This is a genomic window from Photobacterium phosphoreum (assembly GCF_002954725.1).
Taxonomy (GTDB): Bacteria; Pseudomonadota; Gammaproteobacteria; order Enterobacterales; family Vibrionaceae; genus Photobacterium; species Photobacterium phosphoreum.
Genome location: NZ_MSCQ01000002.1, coordinates 722,317 through 741,434, shown reverse-complemented (window position 1 = coordinate 741,434; position 19,118 = coordinate 722,317). Strand labels below are relative to the sequence as shown.

At 36.4% G+C, this 19,118-nt stretch carries 19 protein-coding genes and 1 tRNA gene; 12 read left to right on the top strand and 8 right to left on the bottom strand.

From position 1 onward, the window contains the following. A partial coding sequence (locus BTO21_RS15545) for a GGDEF domain-containing protein (RefSeq protein ID WP_170064523.1) occupies window positions 1-824 on the top strand: 824 nt, incomplete at its 5' end. Window positions 825-1,029: 205 nt separating this feature from the next. Here the strand turns inward: BTO21_RS15545 and BTO21_RS15540 are convergent. Continuing rightward, window positions 1,030-1,103, bottom strand: a tRNA-Gly gene (locus BTO21_RS15540). 382 nt (window positions 1,104-1,485) lie between these two features. Here BTO21_RS15540 and BTO21_RS15535 point away from each other — a divergent pair. Continuing rightward, window positions 1,486-2,835, top strand: a complete 1,350-nt coding sequence (locus BTO21_RS15535; protein WP_170064522.1) for a sensor domain-containing diguanylate cyclase — start codon at window positions 1,486-1,488, stop codon at window positions 2,833-2,835. A 53-nt stretch (window positions 2,836-2,888) separates the two neighbouring features. Here BTO21_RS15535 and BTO21_RS15530 read toward each other — a convergent pair whose 3' ends face one another. Next, window positions 2,889-3,374, bottom strand: a complete 486-nt coding sequence (locus BTO21_RS15530; RefSeq protein ID WP_045032594.1) for a GNAT family N-acetyltransferase — start codon at window positions 3,372-3,374, stop codon at window positions 2,889-2,891. A 370-nt stretch (window positions 3,375-3,744) separates the two neighbouring features. On the opposite strand from BTO21_RS15530, the gene BTO21_RS15525 reads away from it, so the two are divergent. The 4 genes from BTO21_RS15525 (at window position 3,745) to BTO21_RS15505 (ending at window position 8,251) form a co-directional block, all read left to right on the top strand. After that, window positions 3,745-4,521 carry a metal ABC transporter ATP-binding protein gene (locus tag BTO21_RS15525; protein WP_045032618.1) on the top strand — a complete coding sequence of 259 codons (777 nt, stop codon included), beginning with the start codon at window positions 3,745-3,747 and terminating at the stop codon, window positions 4,519-4,521. Continuing rightward, entirely contained in the window at window positions 4,514-5,377 is an 864-nt protein-coding gene (locus tag BTO21_RS15520) for a metal ABC transporter permease (RefSeq protein WP_045032596.1), read from the top strand. Before BTO21_RS15525 ends, BTO21_RS15520 begins: the two co-directional genes overlap by 8 nt. A 7-nt stretch (window positions 5,378-5,384) precedes the next feature. Beyond that, window positions 5,385-6,338 carry a metal ABC transporter substrate-binding protein gene (locus BTO21_RS15515; protein WP_052672733.1) on the top strand — a complete coding sequence of 318 codons (954 nt, stop codon included), beginning with the start codon at window positions 5,385-5,387 and terminating at the stop codon, window positions 6,336-6,338. Window positions 6,339-6,946: 608 nt separating this feature from the next. Then, complete coding sequence (locus BTO21_RS15505) at window positions 6,947-8,251, top strand: polysaccharide biosynthesis protein (protein WP_045032602.1); 1,305 nt, start codon at window positions 6,947-6,949, stop codon at window positions 8,249-8,251. Between the two features lie 130 nt (window positions 8,252-8,381). Here the strand turns inward: BTO21_RS15505 and BTO21_RS15500 are convergent, their stop codons facing one another. From BTO21_RS15500 to BTO21_RS15480, 5 genes are all read right to left on the bottom strand, one after another. Next, window positions 8,382-9,467 carry a nickel/cobalt transporter gene (locus BTO21_RS15500; protein ID WP_082056922.1) on the bottom strand — a complete coding sequence of 362 codons (1,086 nt, stop codon included), beginning with the start codon at window positions 9,465-9,467 and terminating at the stop codon, window positions 8,382-8,384. Between the two features lie 21 nt (window positions 9,468-9,488). Continuing rightward, window positions 9,489-10,151 carry a DUF1007 family protein gene (locus BTO21_RS15495; protein WP_045032604.1) on the bottom strand — a complete coding sequence of 221 codons (663 nt, stop codon included), beginning with the start codon at window positions 10,149-10,151 and terminating at the stop codon, window positions 9,489-9,491. Between the two features lie 223 nt (window positions 10,152-10,374). Beyond that, a complete protein-coding gene (locus BTO21_RS15490) occupies window positions 10,375-10,839 on the bottom strand; it encodes a MarR family winged helix-turn-helix transcriptional regulator (protein WP_045032606.1) in 465 nt (154 codons plus the stop codon). Next, window positions 10,839-11,825: a DUF2955 domain-containing protein gene (locus BTO21_RS15485; RefSeq protein ID WP_045032608.1), complete on the bottom strand. Its 987-nt coding sequence runs from the start codon at window positions 11,823-11,825 to the stop codon at window positions 10,839-10,841. The genes BTO21_RS15490 and BTO21_RS15485 overlap by 1 nt, the downstream gene beginning before the upstream one ends. A gap of 13 nt (window positions 11,826-11,838) precedes the next feature. After that, on the bottom strand, window positions 11,839-12,888 hold the full coding sequence (locus BTO21_RS15480) for an HlyD family secretion protein (protein ID WP_045032610.1): 1,050 nt from the start codon (window positions 12,886-12,888) through the stop codon (window positions 11,839-11,841). Between the two features lie 286 nt (window positions 12,889-13,174). Here BTO21_RS15480 and lptA point away from each other — a divergent pair, with 286 nt between their 5' ends. The 4 genes from lptA (at window position 13,175) to BTO21_RS15460 (ending at window position 15,925) form a co-directional block, all read left to right on the top strand. Further along, window positions 13,175-13,663 (top strand): lipopolysaccharide transport periplasmic protein LptA, encoded by a 489-nt coding sequence (gene lptA / locus BTO21_RS15475; protein WP_045032612.1) that lies wholly within the window; start codon window positions 13,175-13,177, stop codon window positions 13,661-13,663. 11 nt (window positions 13,664-13,674) lie between these two features. Further along, on the top strand, window positions 13,675-14,142 hold the full coding sequence (locus tag BTO21_RS15470; RefSeq protein ID WP_045032614.1) for a GNAT family N-acetyltransferase: 468 nt from the start codon (window positions 13,675-13,677) through the stop codon (window positions 14,140-14,142). Between the two features lie 155 nt (window positions 14,143-14,297). Continuing rightward, a complete protein-coding gene (locus BTO21_RS15465) occupies window positions 14,298-15,308 on the top strand; it encodes a transposase (RefSeq protein ID WP_105026898.1) in 1,011 nt (336 codons plus the stop codon). A 275-nt stretch (window positions 15,309-15,583) separates the two neighbouring features. Further along, window positions 15,584-15,925, top strand: a complete 342-nt coding sequence (locus BTO21_RS15460; RefSeq protein WP_045032421.1) for a hypothetical protein — start codon at window positions 15,584-15,586, stop codon at window positions 15,923-15,925. A gap of 146 nt (window positions 15,926-16,071) precedes the next feature. Here the strand turns inward: BTO21_RS15460 and BTO21_RS15455 are convergent, their stop codons facing one another. Beyond that, on the bottom strand, window positions 16,072-17,223 hold the full coding sequence (locus tag BTO21_RS15455) for an iron-containing alcohol dehydrogenase (protein ID WP_045032423.1): 1,152 nt from the start codon (window positions 17,221-17,223) through the stop codon (window positions 16,072-16,074). A gap of 219 nt (window positions 17,224-17,442) precedes the next feature. On the opposite strand from BTO21_RS15455, the gene BTO21_RS15450 reads away from it, so the two are divergent. Both BTO21_RS15450 and BTO21_RS15445 read left to right on the top strand, forming a co-directional pair. Then, window positions 17,443-18,390: an AraC family transcriptional regulator gene (locus BTO21_RS15450; protein WP_232573758.1), complete on the top strand. Its 948-nt coding sequence runs from the start codon at window positions 17,443-17,445 to the stop codon at window positions 18,388-18,390. 109 nt (window positions 18,391-18,499) lie between these two features. Next, complete coding sequence (locus BTO21_RS15445) at window positions 18,500-19,117, top strand: NAD(P)H-dependent oxidoreductase (protein ID WP_045032426.1); 618 nt, start codon at window positions 18,500-18,502, stop codon at window positions 19,115-19,117. Window position 19,118: the final 1 nt, after the last annotated feature.

Sequence of the window (19,118 nt, the reverse complement as noted above, 5' to 3'; positions counted from 1 at the left end):
ACTATGAAACAATGAAAGTATATGGACCCTATTATAAAGATAAAATAAAGGGTGGAATAATTACAGTATATTATCCATTATATTTTGATCGGAAAATAGATTCTATATTATTGTTAGATATAAAGGCAGATTTCTTAAAAGATTTTTTACATGATTTTAATGGGGAAAATTTCACAAATTTTAGTCTAGATAAAAAGATAAAACTTAATGAATTTATTTTTAATATTATAGCAAAACAGAAGTATTTTGATCCAATGAAAATTCCAATCCAAAGAAGTTATTGGTTTTTCTCATTGATATGTCTTGTTATTTTCATATTCTTATTTGTGACATATGAGTTTATATTGTTTTTACGTGAAAATATAAATGACAATAAGAAAGACAAATTAACTGGCCTCTATAGGAAAGATTGTTTCAATGATACTAAATATAGTGTTAGTTGTATTATTATTATAGATATTGATTATTTTAAAAATATTAATGATACTTATGGTCATCAAGTAGGTGATATTGTATTAAAGGAAGTTTCTGATCGAATCAGGTATTTTATTAGTAAAACTGATATAGGAATTCGATGGGGTGGAGAAGAATTTGTTATTTTATTAGGTGAAGAAATAGATATTAAACAATTAAAAATAAAGCTTAATCAATTATTACATGCTATAAGTGATATCAAAATATGTAATATAGATGTCACTATATCTATTGGATCTTTTTTATCGCCAAATAAAATCATCTTAGCTAATGCGTTTAAATCTGCCGATGAAGCTCTTTATGAATCAAAGCGTACTGGAAGAAATAAGTATACAATTCTTATGAATTAACTAACCACATATTTCATGTGGGTAAGTATTAGTATAAATGATAGGTGAAGTAATTAATTCTAAAGATAAGCAAGTATTGAGTGTCGTTTTTAATATATAAAATAATCAGTTATGGATTATTCAGCGAGACCTAAATATTAAGAGACAATAAGCCTGGATAGTTATTTTATTATATAGCCTAGCTGAGTGGCAAAGAAGAGAAAATTGGAGCAGATAACGGGAATCGAACCCGTGTCATTAGCTTGGGAAGCTAAGGTAATACCATTATACGATATCTGCTTGATGTAGTAACCATAAGCTCTTGTACGAATCTGGTCAACATAATTATTTGTTAATACTCGAATAAGTGTAAAAACAGGAATGATATGGGCTATTTCAAATATCCGTTGTTCAAAATAACAGCAATTGTTATGCTGTACATCATTAATTGAGCTATTAGTCAGTATAATTATATTTTATACATCATATTTTTATTTGTTTTTCACCTTAAATTTACGCTATTCACAACATAAACTGTAACAGGATGTGTGTATTAAGTTGTAAGTTATATTCATATTTTTGAATATGTTTTAGGATACGCGCATATGAATGTCACCATTACATGTATGAATACCATTTGGTGATTTTATTTTACTTTTTAACACGCCCTGAAGTATTAATAATGAAGTTTAAAATAACCCCATCGAGTTTAGCAATAATCATTTCTTTAGTATTGACCTTGGTTGCGATTGAATTGTTTTTTTTAAGCGAAAAAAAACAATTTGAGCTACAAAATAAGAAAAACAATTTAGCTTTAGAGCAATGCGTCTCAAAAATTATAAATAATGAAATTAATGATATGGTTGTAAGCTTAAAAACGTTTAATACTTTATTTAAATTAAATAACTACGATCCTGTTAAATTTGAATCTTTAGCTGAAGAAGTAATAGCAGCAAATAAAACGATTTCAGAATTACAATTCGCGCCACAGGGGATAATTAAAATGACCTATCCTCATTCACTCGTTAATTCTGCAGTTGGGCATAATTTAAATCGTTTAAAGAAAAGAAAGCAGGGTGTCTCGCTATCAATAAAAAGTAGAACATTTACTTTGATTGGCCCGGTTAAATTAATTCAAAATAATAAGTTATCCTTCATATTAAGATTACCTATTTTTAATGATAATTTAGATTTTTCTGGCTTTGTTATTGCTATTAGTGATATTGATACTTTTAGTGAAAAGTTAAACTTTAAGGACTTTTTATATAAAGTTGAAGGTTTTAACCCTGATGGCGAAATGTTAACAATTTTTGATAATCGAATCGATAAATCTGATGATCTTGTTAATGTTTTCAATGTTGAGGTTCCTAATGGCCAGTGGGTTTTTTCAATAACAAGCGTTGACTATAATACTTTTAATTTAAATGTTATTCGTTGTTTATTATATTTAATTGTTGGTGCTTTTTTGTTTTATATTTATAAGCGTGAACATGATATAACATTAAAAAATATGCTAATTATTGATAGTAATAATATGTTAAGGCTGGTCTCTTTTACTGATGAACTCACGAAGGTTGCTAACCGTAGATATATGAATGAAAAAATGGATATTATATTTTCATCTGATATTACTTTGACGCATAGTCTTGCTTTTTTAGATATCGATCATTTTAAAACAGTGAATGACACTTATGGCCATGATGCTGGTGATGAGGTTTTAAGAATATTTGCTGATATCTGTATTAATAATATACGCTCCACTGATGTCTTTGCTCGTTGGGGAGGAGAAGAGTTTATATTATTTATGGATAATACTAATAAAGATCATGCCGAAGAAGTCTGCTTACGTATTTTAAGTGCTATTGAGCAACATCCCTTCTTATTTGGAGAACAGACAATCCGTATTACTACTTCAATTGGGTTAACAGAATTTTCGCCACCCAATGATCAAATAGAAGCGGTACTTAAACATATTGATGAAGCACTTTATTGTTCTAAAAAGAGTGGCCGTAACTGTATTACTATTCTATAAAACAACAATAGTATTAACTGTTACTTGGCAGTTAATACTTCAAGTAACGCATCTTAGGTTGATAGTAAGCGAGACATGCCAATAGCATTGGAGCCGTAGCTTGTAGGTACGCGAAGCGAATCATCAATAATAAAATTAAATTTCTTCCAAAATGAAGCTGAATTTTGAACCGAAATTAATGAGACTGACTGATAATTCATTGTCTTTAGCACTACCAATAAATGGTTGATCAATAAAGAAGGCAGTCCTTGTCCTTGTGATGCAGGTGCAATCGCTAAATCATGAAGATGTAAATGCGTATTGTCTATGTGTAAGGTTGATTGATTTAACTGAGGCAGAGATTTTTTATCGCAAGGATGACTAATCAGATAGCCGACAACATGGTGATCATCATTAATACATACCAAACATGTTTGTGGTGATATCGCTATTTTCGTTTTTAAAACAGCCATAGATTCGGAATAATCATCACCATAAGCTAAATACTGAATATGTTTTATTTGATGCCAATGTGATGATGTTATGGGGCTTATCTTCATATTTTTCTCTTATTGGTTATTTTCCTATTTATACATAGTGCTTATAACCGATGCAATGAGATTACTATGGTTGTTAATAAATCAATTGTAACCAAAGTTGTATTTGTTACAATTGTTATGTTATAACATAACCAGTTGTGGCGATGGCGTCACTTTATGGTCTTTCTGCTAAATAATAAAAGAATAGAGTAATGATTCGTCAACAAAATCCTTCAACCACGCACACTAAATGTAATGATATAACATATCATAATAAGTCAAGTTATCGTAATTCCTTGTTGTTAACCGGTGTATGCCAACGGAGTGTTATTGGTTTGGCGATAATTATTTTCTTGTGGTGGGCGTTATTTTATTTTATTTAGGTATCAGTATGATTTCATTATCTAATTTTACATTCTTTTACCGTCATAATATTGCGCTCGATGCTATATCTTGCACTATTAATGATGGTGATTTAGTTGCTATTGTGGGTCCGAATGGTGCAGGAAAATCAACGTTATTAAAAGCACTTATGAAGCAAATAACGCCGACGACAGGAGAGGTATGTTTGGGGCTGTACACAATGAAAGACATCGCTTATTTGCCGCAGAGTAGCCACATTGATCGTAATTTTCCAATTACAGTTGAAGAGTTTATTTCTGCGGGTGCTTGGCGTCGTAGTTCATTTTGGCGACGATTTACACAAGAAGAATATCATAAAATGGCTCAAGCATTAGTGACTGTACAGCTGTCAGGTATGGAAAAACGTCAGATTAGTGAGCTATCAGGCGGGCAGTTTCAGCGGATGCTATTTGCTCGAATGCTACTTCAGGATGCTCAAATATTATTATTAGATGAGCCTTTTGCCGCGATTGATGCACAAACATCAGAAGATTTAATGGCGGTAATAAAACGTTGCCAGCAACAAGGTAAAACCGTTATTGCTGTTATGCACGATTTATCGTTAGTTGCCCGCTATTTTCCGACTACGATTCTGATTGCAACACAGTTAGTCGCGAGTGGTGATACTAAAACAGTGCTTCAAAGTTATTATTTACAGCAAGCAGGATATCAAGCTTATCTCACTCCTTGCTTTGATAAAATTCAATCTTTATCGACATTATCCCCTATAGCAATGGACGTGCAGCAGGAATGTGGTCATGACTGAGGTAATACACTTTTTAACTCAACCTTTTAGTGATTTTAATTTTATGCAACGTGCCCTATGGGGATGCTTATTATTGAGTATTAGTGGGACACCAATCGGGGTCTTTTTAACCTTGCGGCGAATGAGCTTAACTGGCGATGCAATGTCACATGCCATCCTGCCTGGGGCTGCAATTGGTTTCTTAATTTCAGGGATCTCTGTGACTGCCATGACGATTGGTGGTGTGATAGCGGGGTGCATTGTGGCTATTTTAGCCGGTATTGCAGCACGACATTCAAAAGCAGAAGAAGATGCAAGTATGGCCGCTTTTTATTTATTGTCGTTGGCATTAGGCGTACTTATTATTTCTTCAAAAGGCAGCAATATGGATTTATTGCATGTCTTATTCGGTTCGACATTAGCGCTTAATAATGCCGCGCTAATTCTACTGACGTTAATTGCTTCAATAACAGTGCTTACTTTAGCGGTGCTTTATCGCCCTTTGGTGATGGAGTGTGTTGATCCTGCGTTTTTTAAAACAGTCAGTAAACTCAGTGGCGTTGCCCATTATGGTTTCTTATTGTTATTGGTGCTTAATCTTGTTGCTGGCTTTCAGGCTCTGGGTACATTAATGGCAGTCGGATTAATGATCTTGCCAGCAACCATTGCTCGTTTTTGGAGTGGTCGTTTAGGTGGCATGTTTATCATTGCTTTCGTTGCCTCTATTACTAGCTGTTATATCGGTTTAATTCTTTCATATTATTTAGGTTTTGCGACTAGCCCATCAATTGTATTGGTGATGGGTGGGTTGTATTTGTTGTCACTATTATTTGGCCGCCAAGGTGGCATGATTTTTAAAAATTGGAGTAAAGGTTAAGATGTCAATGAAGTATTTCTGGAATAAAAAAAATATTATTACTGTGGTGGTATTAAGTTTAGGAGTGAGTTCATCAGCAATGGCTGATACCAAAATTCCTGTTGTTGCAAGTTTCTCTATTTTAGGCGATTTAGTATCGCAAGTCGGGGGCGATCACGTAACAGTGAAAGATTTAGTCGGGGTTAATGGTGATGTTCATACTTATAGTCCTGCACCAATGGATGCTGTGGCTGTGAAAGATGCACAGTTAGTGGTGATCAATGGACTTGGACTTGAAGGGTGGTTACCAAGGTTAATGGAGTCTGCTCATTTTAAAGGCATTGAAGTGGTAGCGTCAAAGGGAATTAATACGTTAACTTTAGCGGAAGAAGGGTGTGATCAGCATCACTCGGCAGCTAAAGAAAGTTGTGACCACCATAATCATCACCACCACGGCGTATATGATCCTCATGCATGGAACAGTGTCACTAACGTTAAGATTTACGTGAAAAATATTGAAGCGGGGTTGATGAAGATAGATCCGGCACACACAAGTGATTATCAGCATAACGCTCAGGCTTATTTGCAAAAGTTGGATAAGCTGCAACTTGATATAAAACAGCAGTTTGCCAAGATCCCTGTATCGCAACGCGTTATTGTGACCTCGCATGATGCGTTTCAATATTTCTCACGTGATTATGATGTGACCTTTTTAGCACCTCAAGGAACAAGTACGGATGCTGAAGCCAGTGCTGCTGATGTTGCCAAAATCATAAATCAAGTACGTGATGATCATGTGCGTGCTGTTTTTATTGAAAACATTACTGATAATCGCATGATAGAGCAGATCAGTCAGGAAACAGGGGCTAAAATAGGGGGTAAATTATATTCAGATGCCTTATCTGGACCTAATGAACCAGCCAGTTCGTATATTAAAATGATGGAACATAATACTGCTACTATTTCAAATGCGTTAAAGTAATAGTAAACGCATTTTAATAACAAAATATTAAAGATGTTTTAATTTAAGATGAATTAATAATCACCTATAAATAAGAGTGGGTGGTTATTTTTTCAATTAAGAGTAAATTTCCCCAATGATGAATGGCATTTTTTATTATCATTATTATTTGCAGAGTGACGGTGATCGTCAGTAGCATCTTTTTAAGAATTTTGATTCCATTTAAAGTGGATTAATCGGATTATAAAAGTTGTTAGAATACGCGCAATAATTAGCTCATGCTTCTTTTGGATGTAAAATGGTTTCATTCGTTAAGTTTTTCTTATTACCGCAGCAACAATTAAAATGTCGTTTGATTTTCGCACGATTTAAAATAAAAAGTATTGAAAGAACGATCCGTTATTGTGTTAGTCATGGATGTCATAATAACCTTCAGTTTTTGTTTCGCCATTTAGAACGCTATTGTGCGGAATTTGAAGTGCTTTATGCGTTATTTATAAAAAATAAGCCATTGTAAATAAAGCGATAAAAATACAATTTACGCGTGGCTGATTAAATCTTTTTTTCGCTTGAGATCTCACACCAAAAATCCAGTATCATAGCTATATGTTTATTTATAGTTATTACCTATGAAAGAGTCTCAGGCCATTCCTTTAGTTGATGATGTTGATACATTAACCCGCTTAAAAACAGCATTTGTTGCGGGTATTTGGGCGACATTAGCCAGTATTTCTATTGGTTTTTTGTTTAAAGTGTGGTTGGCACAATGGGTTGCAAAAGATGATTTAGCGTTATTTAATAGTGTTATTGATATTGTGTCATTATCATTAATTTTAATGACAGGCTTTCGATCTTCAATGGTTGTTACATACAGCCAAACCCATAACGATCATGATATTATAAATATATTCCGCTTTAGCTTAATTGTGATGGTGTTAATTACATGGGGGTTGGTTTTACCTTATATAAAACACGAACTTCATATTAATGTTGGCTATTTTGAAATGGTTGGCGTTATTTTTGGTATGGGATTAAAAATATACTTTACCAATTTAATTGCAATGTACCGTCTATATGATGTATCAAATAAAGTCACTTGGATTGAGCCCACATCTAACGTTGTCACCTTTGTGTGTTGTTATTATGTGTTCCATTTTACCGCATTAGCTTCTCTTTTTTATAGTGTGATGGTTTCTTCATTGGTTGTTGCCCATTTCATGTATTGGAAACGCAGAAAACAGATAGCGACCAAACCATTAACCACGGTTCAGCTTGATCCTAATATGCGTAATTATGTCCGTAAAAGTTTCACCGCATCGTTAGAAGCAGGGGCCAGTATCCTGATGATTTACGCCGCGGTTCTGCTGACGATCACCCATTTTAGTTTAGATGAGTTAGGTGATTTCCAAGTGGTAGTAAGGCCGATCTTTACTTACATGACAATGTTATTTGTATTTCCTATTTATCGCTTTGTATTACCTGAATTATCACAAAGTGTCCGCAAAGGAGAGCATGCTCAAATACGAGCGATTCGTCGTTGGGTCTATCGGTTAGCAATCATAGTGAGTGTGATCTTTTTCTTAGTCATGTTATTAGGCGGTAAAGATATTATTGGGTTTATTTTCCCTGCACAATATAAAGGTGCGGAAATTGTCTTACTTCACTTTTCTATTTTCTTCATTTTCATGATGCTCAATGCTTACCAGTTGGCGTATATAAAAGCCCATGGCAAATTTACATTAAGTTTAATGATTCGATTAAGTGGGATTGTAACCTTGGTTGTCAGTTATTATTTATTAGCACTCTTTACCGCTAATGTGGTGGCTATTATTGTTGCGTTAGGTTTTGGTTATATGATGATGTTTATTTTATCAACCATTGCGGAACAGCAAATTTTGCGTGACTATCGACGTCAGGGAGTTGCTGTTGATTAAGCAGCACACTCATTAATAAAATGAGCGTATCAGTATAATAAAAAGGTTGAGTGTACTGTTATCTCTTTCTCGTTGAAAGTGATTACCACTCAACCTTTTTTCGTTCAGATAATGTAAGAAAAAGATAACGCTATAACACTGGCGACATACCATAGCTGTGGCCATTAAGTAGCAATAAACCCAATAACACCAGTAATATACCTCCGATCAGTTTAACGATAATACTGGTCATTGTACGTTGACGTTGGTTGGTAGCTAAATAGCGACTAACAATCTTTTTACCTGATAAGGTCAGTAATGCGATCCCTGATGTTGTCAGCGCAGTACCTACTGCCATTAAAATCGCACTGATAACGCCAAGCCAATAAAGCCCAACCATGTTAGCAAATAACAACACTAAAATAGCGCCAGTACAAGGGCGAATACCAATGCTGAATACAATCACCATGTATTCACGCAAACTGGTGGCATTATTGATTTCATCAGCATTAGCGAAGTGTTTATGACCGCAACCGCAATCATCACCATGATCATGATGGTGGTGACGTTGCGCCGATCTAAGTTGCCATGCTTGCTTTAAACTACGATAAATAACAATTACCCCAAGCAACAGCATTGCCATAAAGCTATAGCTAATGAATTGATCTGCGGCATCATTCACTTGGCGCATAGACGATTTAAAAAACACTAATAGAATGCTAACCAGTGTAATCGCAACCACAGCTTGTACAAAAGCCGATACCACCGTCATGATTAAACTGGCTTTTATTTTGGCAGGGTTAGTTGCAAGGTAAGTGGTGACAATCATCTTGCCATGACCTGGGCCTAATGAGTGAAATATACCGTAAAGAAAGCTCAATCCTGCTAATGAATAAGCGGCAGTTATGTTTTGCTGGGCATCATAAAGTAAATCACTAAGTTGACCATTAATATCACGTTGCCACTTAATGCTGGTCATTAGCATCGCTGGCCATTGCAGCCATAAATAATAACCACTACCAAGAAACAACAGTAATACCACTGTTCGAGTTAACCAAGAGATAGGAGTGGGGCTAACATCCGCGTGGTGATGTTCGCATGCTGCATTATGGCCATCATCAGTGACCTCTGAATGATGCTGACATGTCTCGTGGTGGTGCTCATGTTGGTGGCAGCAAGATGATGAGGCCAAGGAAGTGTGATCAGCCTCTGAAGTTGAGTTATAGGCGGATTTCATGCGGTAGATCCTAAATTAGTATTATTTAGTGGAAGGCGAGGCGTTACTAACATCACAATACAGCCGAACCGTCTGCGTAAACACTTGGCCTAATTTATTATCAGGATCAGCATCTGCTGGAAGCGACATCGCAAAAGTAACTTGTTCTGGGGTTGGATGTGGTTCAATGAGCTTAAAGCTACAGGTTTTAGCTAATTCAGGTGACAGCACGATGTCACTTTTGTTAGCCCATGACATATCTACATAATAACTAGGTTCAAAGATTAACAATTTCAGTGAATCTTTAGTGACGGTTTTCGGTTTTGCTAATGGCAACTCAAAAGTGAGGGTGGCTTTGGCGCGTGGTTTAATGAACTCACCGCCAGCAGGAATATGGTATTTAATTGGCGTTTCATTATCATAAAAATACGTAAAATAATGCGCATTTTTCATGTTTTCCATTACGGACGCAGCAACATTTTTCAACGTTTTTTGTTTATTTTCCGCCGACATATCTTCACCATCAAGCATATAAGCGGTGGTCATTGCATCAAATGTCCATACCATCTTAAAGCCCGTGATTTGATTATTATTGCCCTCAATATAAGTCTTCATATCAATCCATGAATGAGGGTGTGCTTGGCTAGTTATGGGTGATAATGCTGCGATTGATAGTATAAAACTGCAAAGGACATTCCTGCGCATGTGAGAAGCTCCATATTCATCATCTGATGAGTGATAATTGCGAGGGTGTAATTATTACGTATTTGTGATGTTATAACATATAGTTACTCATGGATCTAGATGAAGAAGATCGTGACTATTAGGTATCAAATAGAATGTCGTGTGAGTGTGGTATGCAGGTGGAATGGTGATCATTAGTTGCTAATTGATTGTTTACTAGCAACTAATGATAATAAATGGGGTGTTAATTATCGTTGCCTAAAATGAAATCTGGTTTTATTAATCGTCGGCAGAGAGACAATAATAATTGTTGCTCTTGTTGATTAAGTGGCGCATAAAAATCGGCCGTGATCGCTTTTATAGTGACATCAGCTTGTTGTTTTATGGCTGCTCCTTTCGCTGTAATGGCTAAATAGCGCGCTTTTTTATTGGTGTCGCTTTTTTTTGCTTCAATCAAATCACGCTTAATACAATTATCAATTAAGCGTTTAGTGACAGATCGTTCACGTTGTAATGCTTCTGCAACCGCTTGTTGAGGAATTTCTCCTAAATGATCCAATACCCGTAATGCACCAAGCATTTCAAGGGTGATATCGAATTGAGTATTCAAAGATTGGTTAGCAATCGTTCTAAATTGCTTATAAGTGAGCCCAAGTGTAAAACTTAGGCTACTGTCCAATTCAGGTATATTAGTCATTACTGGGTGCATTACGCTCTCTTCATCAAACTTAATAAATGGATCAAATATAATATACCTAAAGTTACCGCTAGTTCCCACCCGCGTAGAAAGGTACTCTCTAAATTAAGGCTATTACTTCCGATATAGAGTTGAATCGGCAATACCGTTGCTAATATAGCATCAGCATGAATATTTTGTTCCGGTCCTTTACTGGTGCTCATCATTATCGCTAAGGTAAAGATCAATCCACCAAGGATAAATGCATAATAGGGAATAATGTCTTGGTGCCCCATCATTATAATTGAAAAAATAAGCGCAATCATACAACCGCCAACTTGGGTAATAAACCGTAACTTTATGGTTTTTATATAGTTCGTGCGGTTAATTTGGGTTGCTGCTGCAATAACGGGGACCAAACAAAATGTTGCAGAAATTAAATTAACCACCATTAAAAAAGCAACACTCATTCCCAATAGTACCAATGTGACGAATCGATGTTTATAGCCAATCGTAAACGTTGGCATTGGTGTTAATGGTTGCTTTTTTTTTGTGACAGGGAAAAGCCAGATCATTGTTTTGGCAACGACCGCTGTAATTATCATCGCCAGTAATATTTCATGAATTCTCATAGGCATATTCATATCAGTATGCTGGGCAAAAATAATAATTAAAATCCAATTGAAGGTTGGCATTAATAATTGATTTAATTTCGCCTGCGTATTGGCACGACGACGCATAAAATCAAAGAAAAATAAGCTAATCGTCCAAATAATAAAAGGATGATTATAAAACGAGTTACTCACGATTAACGCAGTGCTGGCGGCGATAAACGTAGGAAAGAACATACGGGCAATACCAGACCATGAAAATTGACGTCCTTTGGTCATTAATATGGTTGGATAAAGTGCAAAGTAAACAGGTGAATTAAAATGGGCTAATTTACCGATTAACATACAAACAGTGATGGTTAGCGCAATGCGTAATGCGCCATTAATATCATTTTTATTCAATCGCATAACGCCTTACCGTTTAGTAAATATAATGAAAAATAGCGACTAATTTGATCCAAGCGTAGGCTATCGTATTTATGATTGGATCATTACTTTGTACCATAACACTGGCTCTAGCCCCTGAAATCAGAGTAGGATCAAGATCGTTAACGGTAATGCGGGTGCGGATTTTTTGTAATTCGCGGAGCCAATGTTTATCGTTAGCCACGGTTGAAAGTTGATTATTAGGATTTTCAGCATCAAATTCTGCGCGATCTTGACTACTGACTTCACCGTTAAAAATCTTCCCAGGGATCGCATCAAATGTAATATATACTGCATCTTGTGGTTGTAAGTGATCCATGCCTTTCTCATTGAAATCAGCACTTAGCCAAGCCTTCTTTTCATTCACAATAAATAAAGCGGGTGTACCTTGGCTGATATAACTGCCTGTTTGTAATTGTAAATTGGTGATCGTACCTGTCGTTTGTGCGATAACGTGAGTATGAGTAAGATCTAATTGCGCTTGAGCTAATTTAGTTTGGGCCAATTCCACCGCGGCATTGTTAGATTTTCCATTCAGCAGTGCTTTTATACGTAATACATCCGCTTTAGCCCCCTGATAAGCACTGTTTGCAACCGCGGCTTGTGTTTGTGCATCATCAAATTGTTGGCGAGTCACTAAGCCTTTATTAATTAACTGCTTAAATCGAACTAATGATGTTTCCGCATTGTGTGATTGTAATTGTCGTTGTTTTAAAAGTTGACTAGCTGTGACTAATTGTTGAGTTTGCGCCGAATAGTTTTGATCCGCTTGGGTTAAACCTGCTTGTGCTTGACGAACTTTAAGCGCATAGGACGCAGGGTCGATAGTAAACAGTAACTCTCCTTGATGGATAGCTTGACCATTTTGAATGGCAACATTGGTAATAACCCCCGAGACTTGTGGTGAAATGTTAGCAACCGCACGATATAACGTTGATTGAGTGGTAAATGGCGCAACGTTATCACTTATCAATAAAAAGAGGGAAAAACAACTGACGATAGTGAGTACGATATAAATAAGGTATTGATAAATTTTTTCTTTCATTTTTTGTTACCTGTACAACAATAAGGTGTTAATTTACCTTCTTTTTGTTGTATCTGCAACATAGTATTATTATGAATTTATAATTTATTGATTATAGAGAATATATTTATTGGGTAGAGGGGATTAATTGCACCAGAAAAATAGCTGTAAGATAAAAGTGTAAAAATCAGTTAGAATATAAAGAGAGCGATATACTTCAAGAGAGTAATAAAGTAAGGCGATAGCGTCTTAATTTTTTTGGTATTATCGCAGCAAAATTAGCATCACTTGATGAGAATAATAAATAATGAAAAAACAGCTATTTACTGCGACTTTACTTTTACTTTTGAGTACATCTGTTTTTGCTACCACAGCAGAGACACAGCTACCGATTCAGTTATCATCAGTCACGCAGGATGTTGATGTTGTAAATAATACCACTACGCTAATCGATAAAGTCGATATTGTTCAGGGTGGTATCACCATTAAAGCTGATAAAGCGGTGATTAAATTAAACGGTAAAACAAAAGAATTAAAAACCATTGAAGTGTATGGCAAGCCTGCTTACTTCAAACGGGTAATGGAAGATGGCAAAGTGATCACAGGTGAATCTGGTTACGGCATCTATACGCCTTCTGATAGCATGATGGTATTAAAGAAGAACGTAAAAGTTATTCAAAATGGTAATATTATTCGTGCTAATGAAATTAGTTATAACCTTAAAGCACAATTTATGAAGGCTACGGGTACTAAGTCTCAACAGGTGAAAACTAAATTATTACCAGAAACTAAGTAAAAGGAATTATCGTGGAACTAGTCACAGTTAATGCAAGCAATCTAGCGATCTATTTGAATTTAACCCAAGCTTATGAAGCTGAGTTTTCGCCATTAACTAAGAAACTGCCTGATGATGAGGGTAAGTTTGCTTTAGATACCCCGATTGAAGGTAATGTTACTGGCTATTTATTGTATATTGATGGTAAGCCAGCAGGGTTAGCTGCGATTGCTAACGAGAGTGTTGATCATTACGAAGTGTGTGACTTCTACGTTGTGCCAGTGTTCCGTAAAAATAAAGCAGGTCAGCGTTTTGCCCATATCCTATTTGATATGATGCCAGGTCTATGGCAAAGCAAGCAAATTGCGGGTGCTGATAATGCGATTGCTTTTTGGCGACGCGCGATTGGCAGTTACACCAATGAGGTATTTGTTGAAGATATTTATCATGATGAATACTGGGGCGATGTAACCCGCCAATGCTTTAAAACTACTGCTTAATTTGTCGTTGTTTTAAATAGCAATATATTAAATTAAACCTCTATTGTTTATTAAATGATAGGGGTTTTATTTTAAAAGATTAATGGACAGCCATAACATTGCACATCAATCATGAGCTACTACACTTAAGCTTCAAGTTGCTTATGGTGAAACGAATGACAATCTCAAGACGGAAATTGATAGAGCCTCAAATCACGCCTTTTTATCATGTGATTAATCGCTGTGTACGTCGTGCCTATTTGTGTGGCGACGATCCGTATAACGGTAAAAACTATCACCATCGTCGTGGTTGGATAGTAAATAAAATCAAACAATTAGCCGCTGTATTTTGTATTGATGTTTGCGCTTATGCAGTGATGAGTAACCATTATCATTTGGTGCTGAAAATAGATATAGAGCAACAGCAAAAGTTATCCTCCGAAGAAGTAATATCGCGTTGGTTGCAGTTATTTAATGGTCATCCTATTGCGGTCGATTTTTTAAAAGAGGGTCAAATCGGTGCAGATAAACAACAAGCATTATCAAATTTAGTGGCTGAATGGCAGCAACGATTAGGCAGTATTAGCTGGTTTATGCGCTGTCTTAATGAAGAAATAGCACGAAAAGCTAATAAAGAGGACCAATGTAAAGGGGCTTTTTGGGAAGGGCGGTTTAAGTCTCAAGCACTACTCGATGAACAAGCGTTACTATCGTGCATGATGTATGTTGATTTAAATCCGATTAGGGCAGGTGTTACATCGTCATTACAGCAATCAGATTTTACCTCGATCCAGCAACGTATTCTTGAATATCAGAAAGTTAAGCCCTCTAGTTCAAAAAAAGAGCCATCAAGTGGTAACCAATTTCAATTATTACCTTTTGTTGGTGCCGAGCATCAGGCAAAAATAGCAGGAATAAACTTTGCTTTTGCTGATTATCTCGAACTTATTGACTGGACAGGCCGGTGTATTCGGAATGATAAAAAAGGTTTTATTGCATCTAGCCAACCAAAAATTTTGCAACAATTAGGAATAACAGCAGATGCTTGGCTTGAGCATAGTGAACAGTTTATGGAACGCTATGCTAATGTGAGCGGTAAATGGTCACAGATGTGTGCATTCAAACAGCGTATTGGTGGGCATTGGTGCAAAGGAAAATCGGCGAGTCACCAGTTACATCCTAATTAAATACGCTTTTTATTTATAGATAAACATACCGCAATAACCGCCAGGATTGTGGGCATTGTTGATCCTGAAATATAGGGATGTGACAGATTTAGCGAAGAATTATAAATAATAAGCCGTAATTTTTATAGTAAAAGAGTTTATTGCTGGTGGAATAGTTGTTTTTTGCGGTGTCTATTTAAGAACTAAAATATTTGGCTGTCCAAGATGGCTAAAATATTTCTGATATTTATATGGTATGATATTCTGATTGGTCGGTTTGGAATCTGGAGAATAGTATGGTTTACCCTAAATTTATTATATTTATTGGCACATCATTGCTATTTGGTTGTTCTACTGCGCCGACAGAAACGTCAGCTAAAGTGACTGAATATGAATCAGTTGAGCAAATGGGAAATTTTGCTGATTGTATTATTATTAATACAGTAGAAGAGACTTATGATGTTACGTTGCATTCATCTTTAGGCATAAAAAGAGCGTCCCATATTTATCTTAAAGAGGCGGCTTTTGCTCAAGGGGCAAATGCTGTGATCATGACTTCAAATAACTATGGTGTAGCGACAGATCAGGTTCAAGGTATCGCATACGCATGTAACTATAGTCGTCAGTCGCGATTATAAGGGTAGGTATTTTTAGCTCAAGGTTAAGTTTTCTGTTTAAGACCAGATAATTCCAATTATAAACTACACGCCATAAAAAAAGGCCAGATATTATAAAATACCTAGCCTCTAAAATTATTTAATCGTGTGCTATAAGTTATTAGAAATTACAACGCAGTCTCTAAAATCTTGCGGCTATCAGCAATGGTTAATTTGCCGTGTTCGCCTAATGCTGTTCTACCGTGTTTCTCTAAGCTGGCAATTAGTACATCAATATCAGCAGCGCCTAGTTCAACATCAGCCAATGAGGTTGGGACATCCATCTCTTTAAAGAAGGCAATGGTGTGCGCAATAGCAGCATCAATACGCTCGTCATTTGTGCCCGTCGTAATGCCAAATACGCGTTCTGCATATTGAACTAATTTCGCTTGTTTCTCTTTACGACACACTTGCATGACTGCAGGTAACACAATACTTAATGTACGCGCATGATCAATACTGTAGTTACCAGTAAGCTCATGGCCAATCATATGCGTTGTCCAATCTTGTGGAACACCAACACCAATTAAGCCATTTAATGCTTGAGTTGCAGACCACATGATATTGGCACGAACTGCGATATCATCTGGGGTTGCTAGTGCTTTCGGGCCTTCTTCGATAAGTGTAAGCAATAGACCTTCCGCAAAACGATCTTGGACTTTAGCATTCACAGGGAAAGTTAAGTATTGCTCCATGGTATGAACAAAAGCATCCACCACACCGTTAGACACTTGGCGAGGTGATAGGCTTAATGTGGTTTGTGGATCTAAGATAGCAAACGTCGGTTTCACTAGTGGTGAGCCAAAGAACAACTTATCTTTACTACGAGAAACCACAGAACCACCGTTAGTTTCAGAGCCTGTTGCTGGCAGTGTTAATACACACCCAATAGGGAGTGCAGTAATAACGGGTGCTTGGTCATGTAGAATTTCCCATGGATCAGTGCCTTCATAACATGCAGCTGCGGCAATGAATTTAGTACCATCAACCACTGAACCACCGCCAACAGCTAATAGGAAATCGTAGTCTTCCGCTTTCACTTTGGCAACCGCTTGCATTAGGGTGTCATATTGTGGGTTTGACTCGACACCAGAAAACTCGCCCCAATTAAAACCAGTCAGTGCTGCGGCAACTTGTTCATACACACCATTGGTTTTGATTGAACCGCCACCGTAAACGACTAAGATTTTCTTATCTTTAGGAATGTCATTGGCAATTTCAGCAATTTGACCTTCACCAAAATGAATTTTTGTTGGGCTTTGATAAGTAAATTTGTTCATTTTATTTTCCTCGTACAGCAAACTGAAGCTGATTATTATAATGATTTTGTTATCAGATACTGTGTACCTTTGATACCAACAGTCTAGGTGATAATGATGCTTTACTTAATACATAATCCTCTTTAATACTTGCCTATTTCTCTTTTGTTGACGTTGGTTATGATTGCTTTGTGATTGAGGTCTGCTAAGGTAACCGAAATCAGTTATGGATAGATAATCGTGAATATAGAGAACGCACCAGATATAACTGTTAATCAGTCGCCATTAGTGCCCACCCAATTAATGACGCTCGCAACGTCATTGTGTCAGTATTCTGGATTGGCGCATAAATCGGCTCGTGTGGATACCAATCTTGCTGGAGTGCGTTTGTTTCGGATTGATAGTTACCACAAACACAGCCCGCAAATGTATGAGCAAGGTATTGTTATTATTATTCAAGGCCACAAAATCGGCCATTTAAACCAATATCAGTTTAATTATGATCCACAGCAGTGTTTATTGGTAACCACACCTTATCCCATTGTTTGTGAAACCTTTGCCTCACAACAGCAGCCATTAATTGGTATTAATATTGATTTTGATTTAACCGTTATTCGTCAGTTAGTGACAATGATTGAGTCACAACAACAACGTCAATTTAATTATGAGGGTAGTTGCGGAGTAGCGACGACAAAGATGACAGAGCGTATGTATCGTAGTGTTGAGCAATTATTAGAAGTATTGCACGATCCTCTTGATGCGACAGTGATTGGACCGTCATTAATTCGGCAGTTATTTTATTATTTACTACAGGGAGAACAAGGTTATTTATTAGCACAATACTGTGAGCAAGATAGCGCATTATCAAAAATTTCAGCGGTTATTGATTATGTACAATTGCATTATGATACTAAATTACAGGTACATGAGTTGGCAGCAATGGCTGGTATGAGTGTGTCGGTATTTCATAAAGTATTTAAGCAGGTCGTGACTGATCCGCCGATGCAATATATTAAGAAAATACGTTTAAATAATGCTAAAACGTTAATCTTACAACAAGGTATGGCTGCTAATATTGCTGCAGGACAGGTTGGCTATGAGAGCCCAACGCAATTTAGCCGGGAATTTAAACGTTATTTTGGCTTACCTCCAAGTAAAATTCATGAAAATGCTGGATTTATTCGGTAATATGTCTAGATAGTATTGATGATGTGTGATCACGGCAATTTTTTATAAAAGATTGTTTTGTTAGCGTATTATTTATAATAAAGATAAGACGACAATAATAAGGAAAACAATGTCTGATTCTCAAAACAAAGTCCTGATTCTATTTGCTCATCCGTCACAAAACCGTTCTGAAATCAATGTACCGTTATTTAATGCATCTAAAGGTTTCAATCACGTCACTACCGTGGATTTATATGCTGAGTATCCCAATTTTCGCATTGATATTGATAAAGAACAGCAACGTTTACGTGATCATGATGTGATTGTGTTTATGTTCCCACTGTATTGGTATTCCACCCCGTCGTTATTAAAAGAATGGCAAGATTTAGTGTTGGAATATGGCTTTGCTTATGGCAGTGAAGGAAAGGCGTTAGTGGGGAAAAAATTCCTCTGTGCGCTTACCGCTGGTGGTTCTGAATCGAGTTACCGTAAAGAAGGTTTCAACCATTTTACCATTCGACAGTTATTACAGCCGCTAGAACAAATGGCAGAGTTAACCGGAATGGAATTTTTGGCTCCGTTTGCTTTATTTGGTGCCGGAACTGCAACTGAAGAACAGCGAGTGGTTAAACACCTAGAAAGTTGGCGTCGTGTATTAGTCGCAATCGCAGAGAATAAGCTCGATTATGATGTTGCGAGTAAATTATCAAAATTAAATCATAGTCTTGATCTTGTGATCACGGAGTAGC

Bases quoted from the DNA above. Each gene is read 5' to 3' on its own strand.
- BTO21_RS15535 (WP_170064522.1), top strand. From the start codon at position 1,486: ATGAAGTTTAAAATAACCCCATCGAGTTTAGCAATAATCATTTCTTTA.
- BTO21_RS15530 (WP_045032594.1), bottom strand. From the start codon at position 3,374: ATGAAGATAAGCCCCATAACATCATCACATTGGCATCAAATAAAACAT.
- BTO21_RS15525 (WP_045032618.1), top strand. From the start codon at position 3,745: ATGATTTCATTATCTAATTTTACATTCTTTTACCGTCATAATATTGCG.
- BTO21_RS15520 (WP_045032596.1), top strand. From the start codon at position 4,514: ATGACTGAGGTAATACACTTTTTAACTCAACCTTTTAGTGATTTTAAT.
- BTO21_RS15515 (WP_052672733.1), top strand. From the start codon at position 5,385: ATGAAGTATTTCTGGAATAAAAAAAATATTATTACTGTGGTGGTATTA.
- BTO21_RS15505 (WP_045032602.1), top strand. From the start codon at position 6,947: ATGAAAGAGTCTCAGGCCATTCCTTTAGTTGATGATGTTGATACATTA.
- BTO21_RS15500 (WP_082056922.1), bottom strand. From the start codon at position 9,467: ATGAAATCCGCCTATAACTCAACTTCAGAGGCTGATCACACTTCCTTG.
- BTO21_RS15495 (WP_045032604.1), bottom strand. From the start codon at position 10,151: ATGCGCAGGAATGTCCTTTGCAGTTTTATACTATCAATCGCAGCATTA.
- BTO21_RS15490 (WP_045032606.1), bottom strand. From the start codon at position 10,839: ATGCACCCAGTAATGACTAATATACCTGAATTGGACAGTAGCCTAAGT.
- BTO21_RS15485 (WP_045032608.1), bottom strand. From the start codon at position 11,825: ATGCGATTGAATAAAAATGATATTAATGGCGCATTACGCATTGCGCTA.
- BTO21_RS15480 (WP_045032610.1), bottom strand. From the start codon at position 12,888: ATGAAAGAAAAAATTTATCAATACCTTATTTATATCGTACTCACTATC.
- lptA (WP_045032612.1), top strand. From the start codon at position 13,175: ATGAAAAAACAGCTATTTACTGCGACTTTACTTTTACTTTTGAGTACA.
- BTO21_RS15465 (WP_105026898.1), top strand. From the start codon at position 14,298: ATGACAATCTCAAGACGGAAATTGATAGAGCCTCAAATCACGCCTTTT.
- BTO21_RS15460 (WP_045032421.1), top strand. From the start codon at position 15,584: ATGGTTTACCCTAAATTTATTATATTTATTGGCACATCATTGCTATTT.
- BTO21_RS15455 (WP_045032423.1), bottom strand. From the start codon at position 17,223: ATGAACAAATTTACTTATCAAAGCCCAACAAAAATTCATTTTGGTGAA.
- BTO21_RS15445 (WP_045032426.1), top strand. From the start codon at position 18,500: ATGTCTGATTCTCAAAACAAAGTCCTGATTCTATTTGCTCATCCGTCA.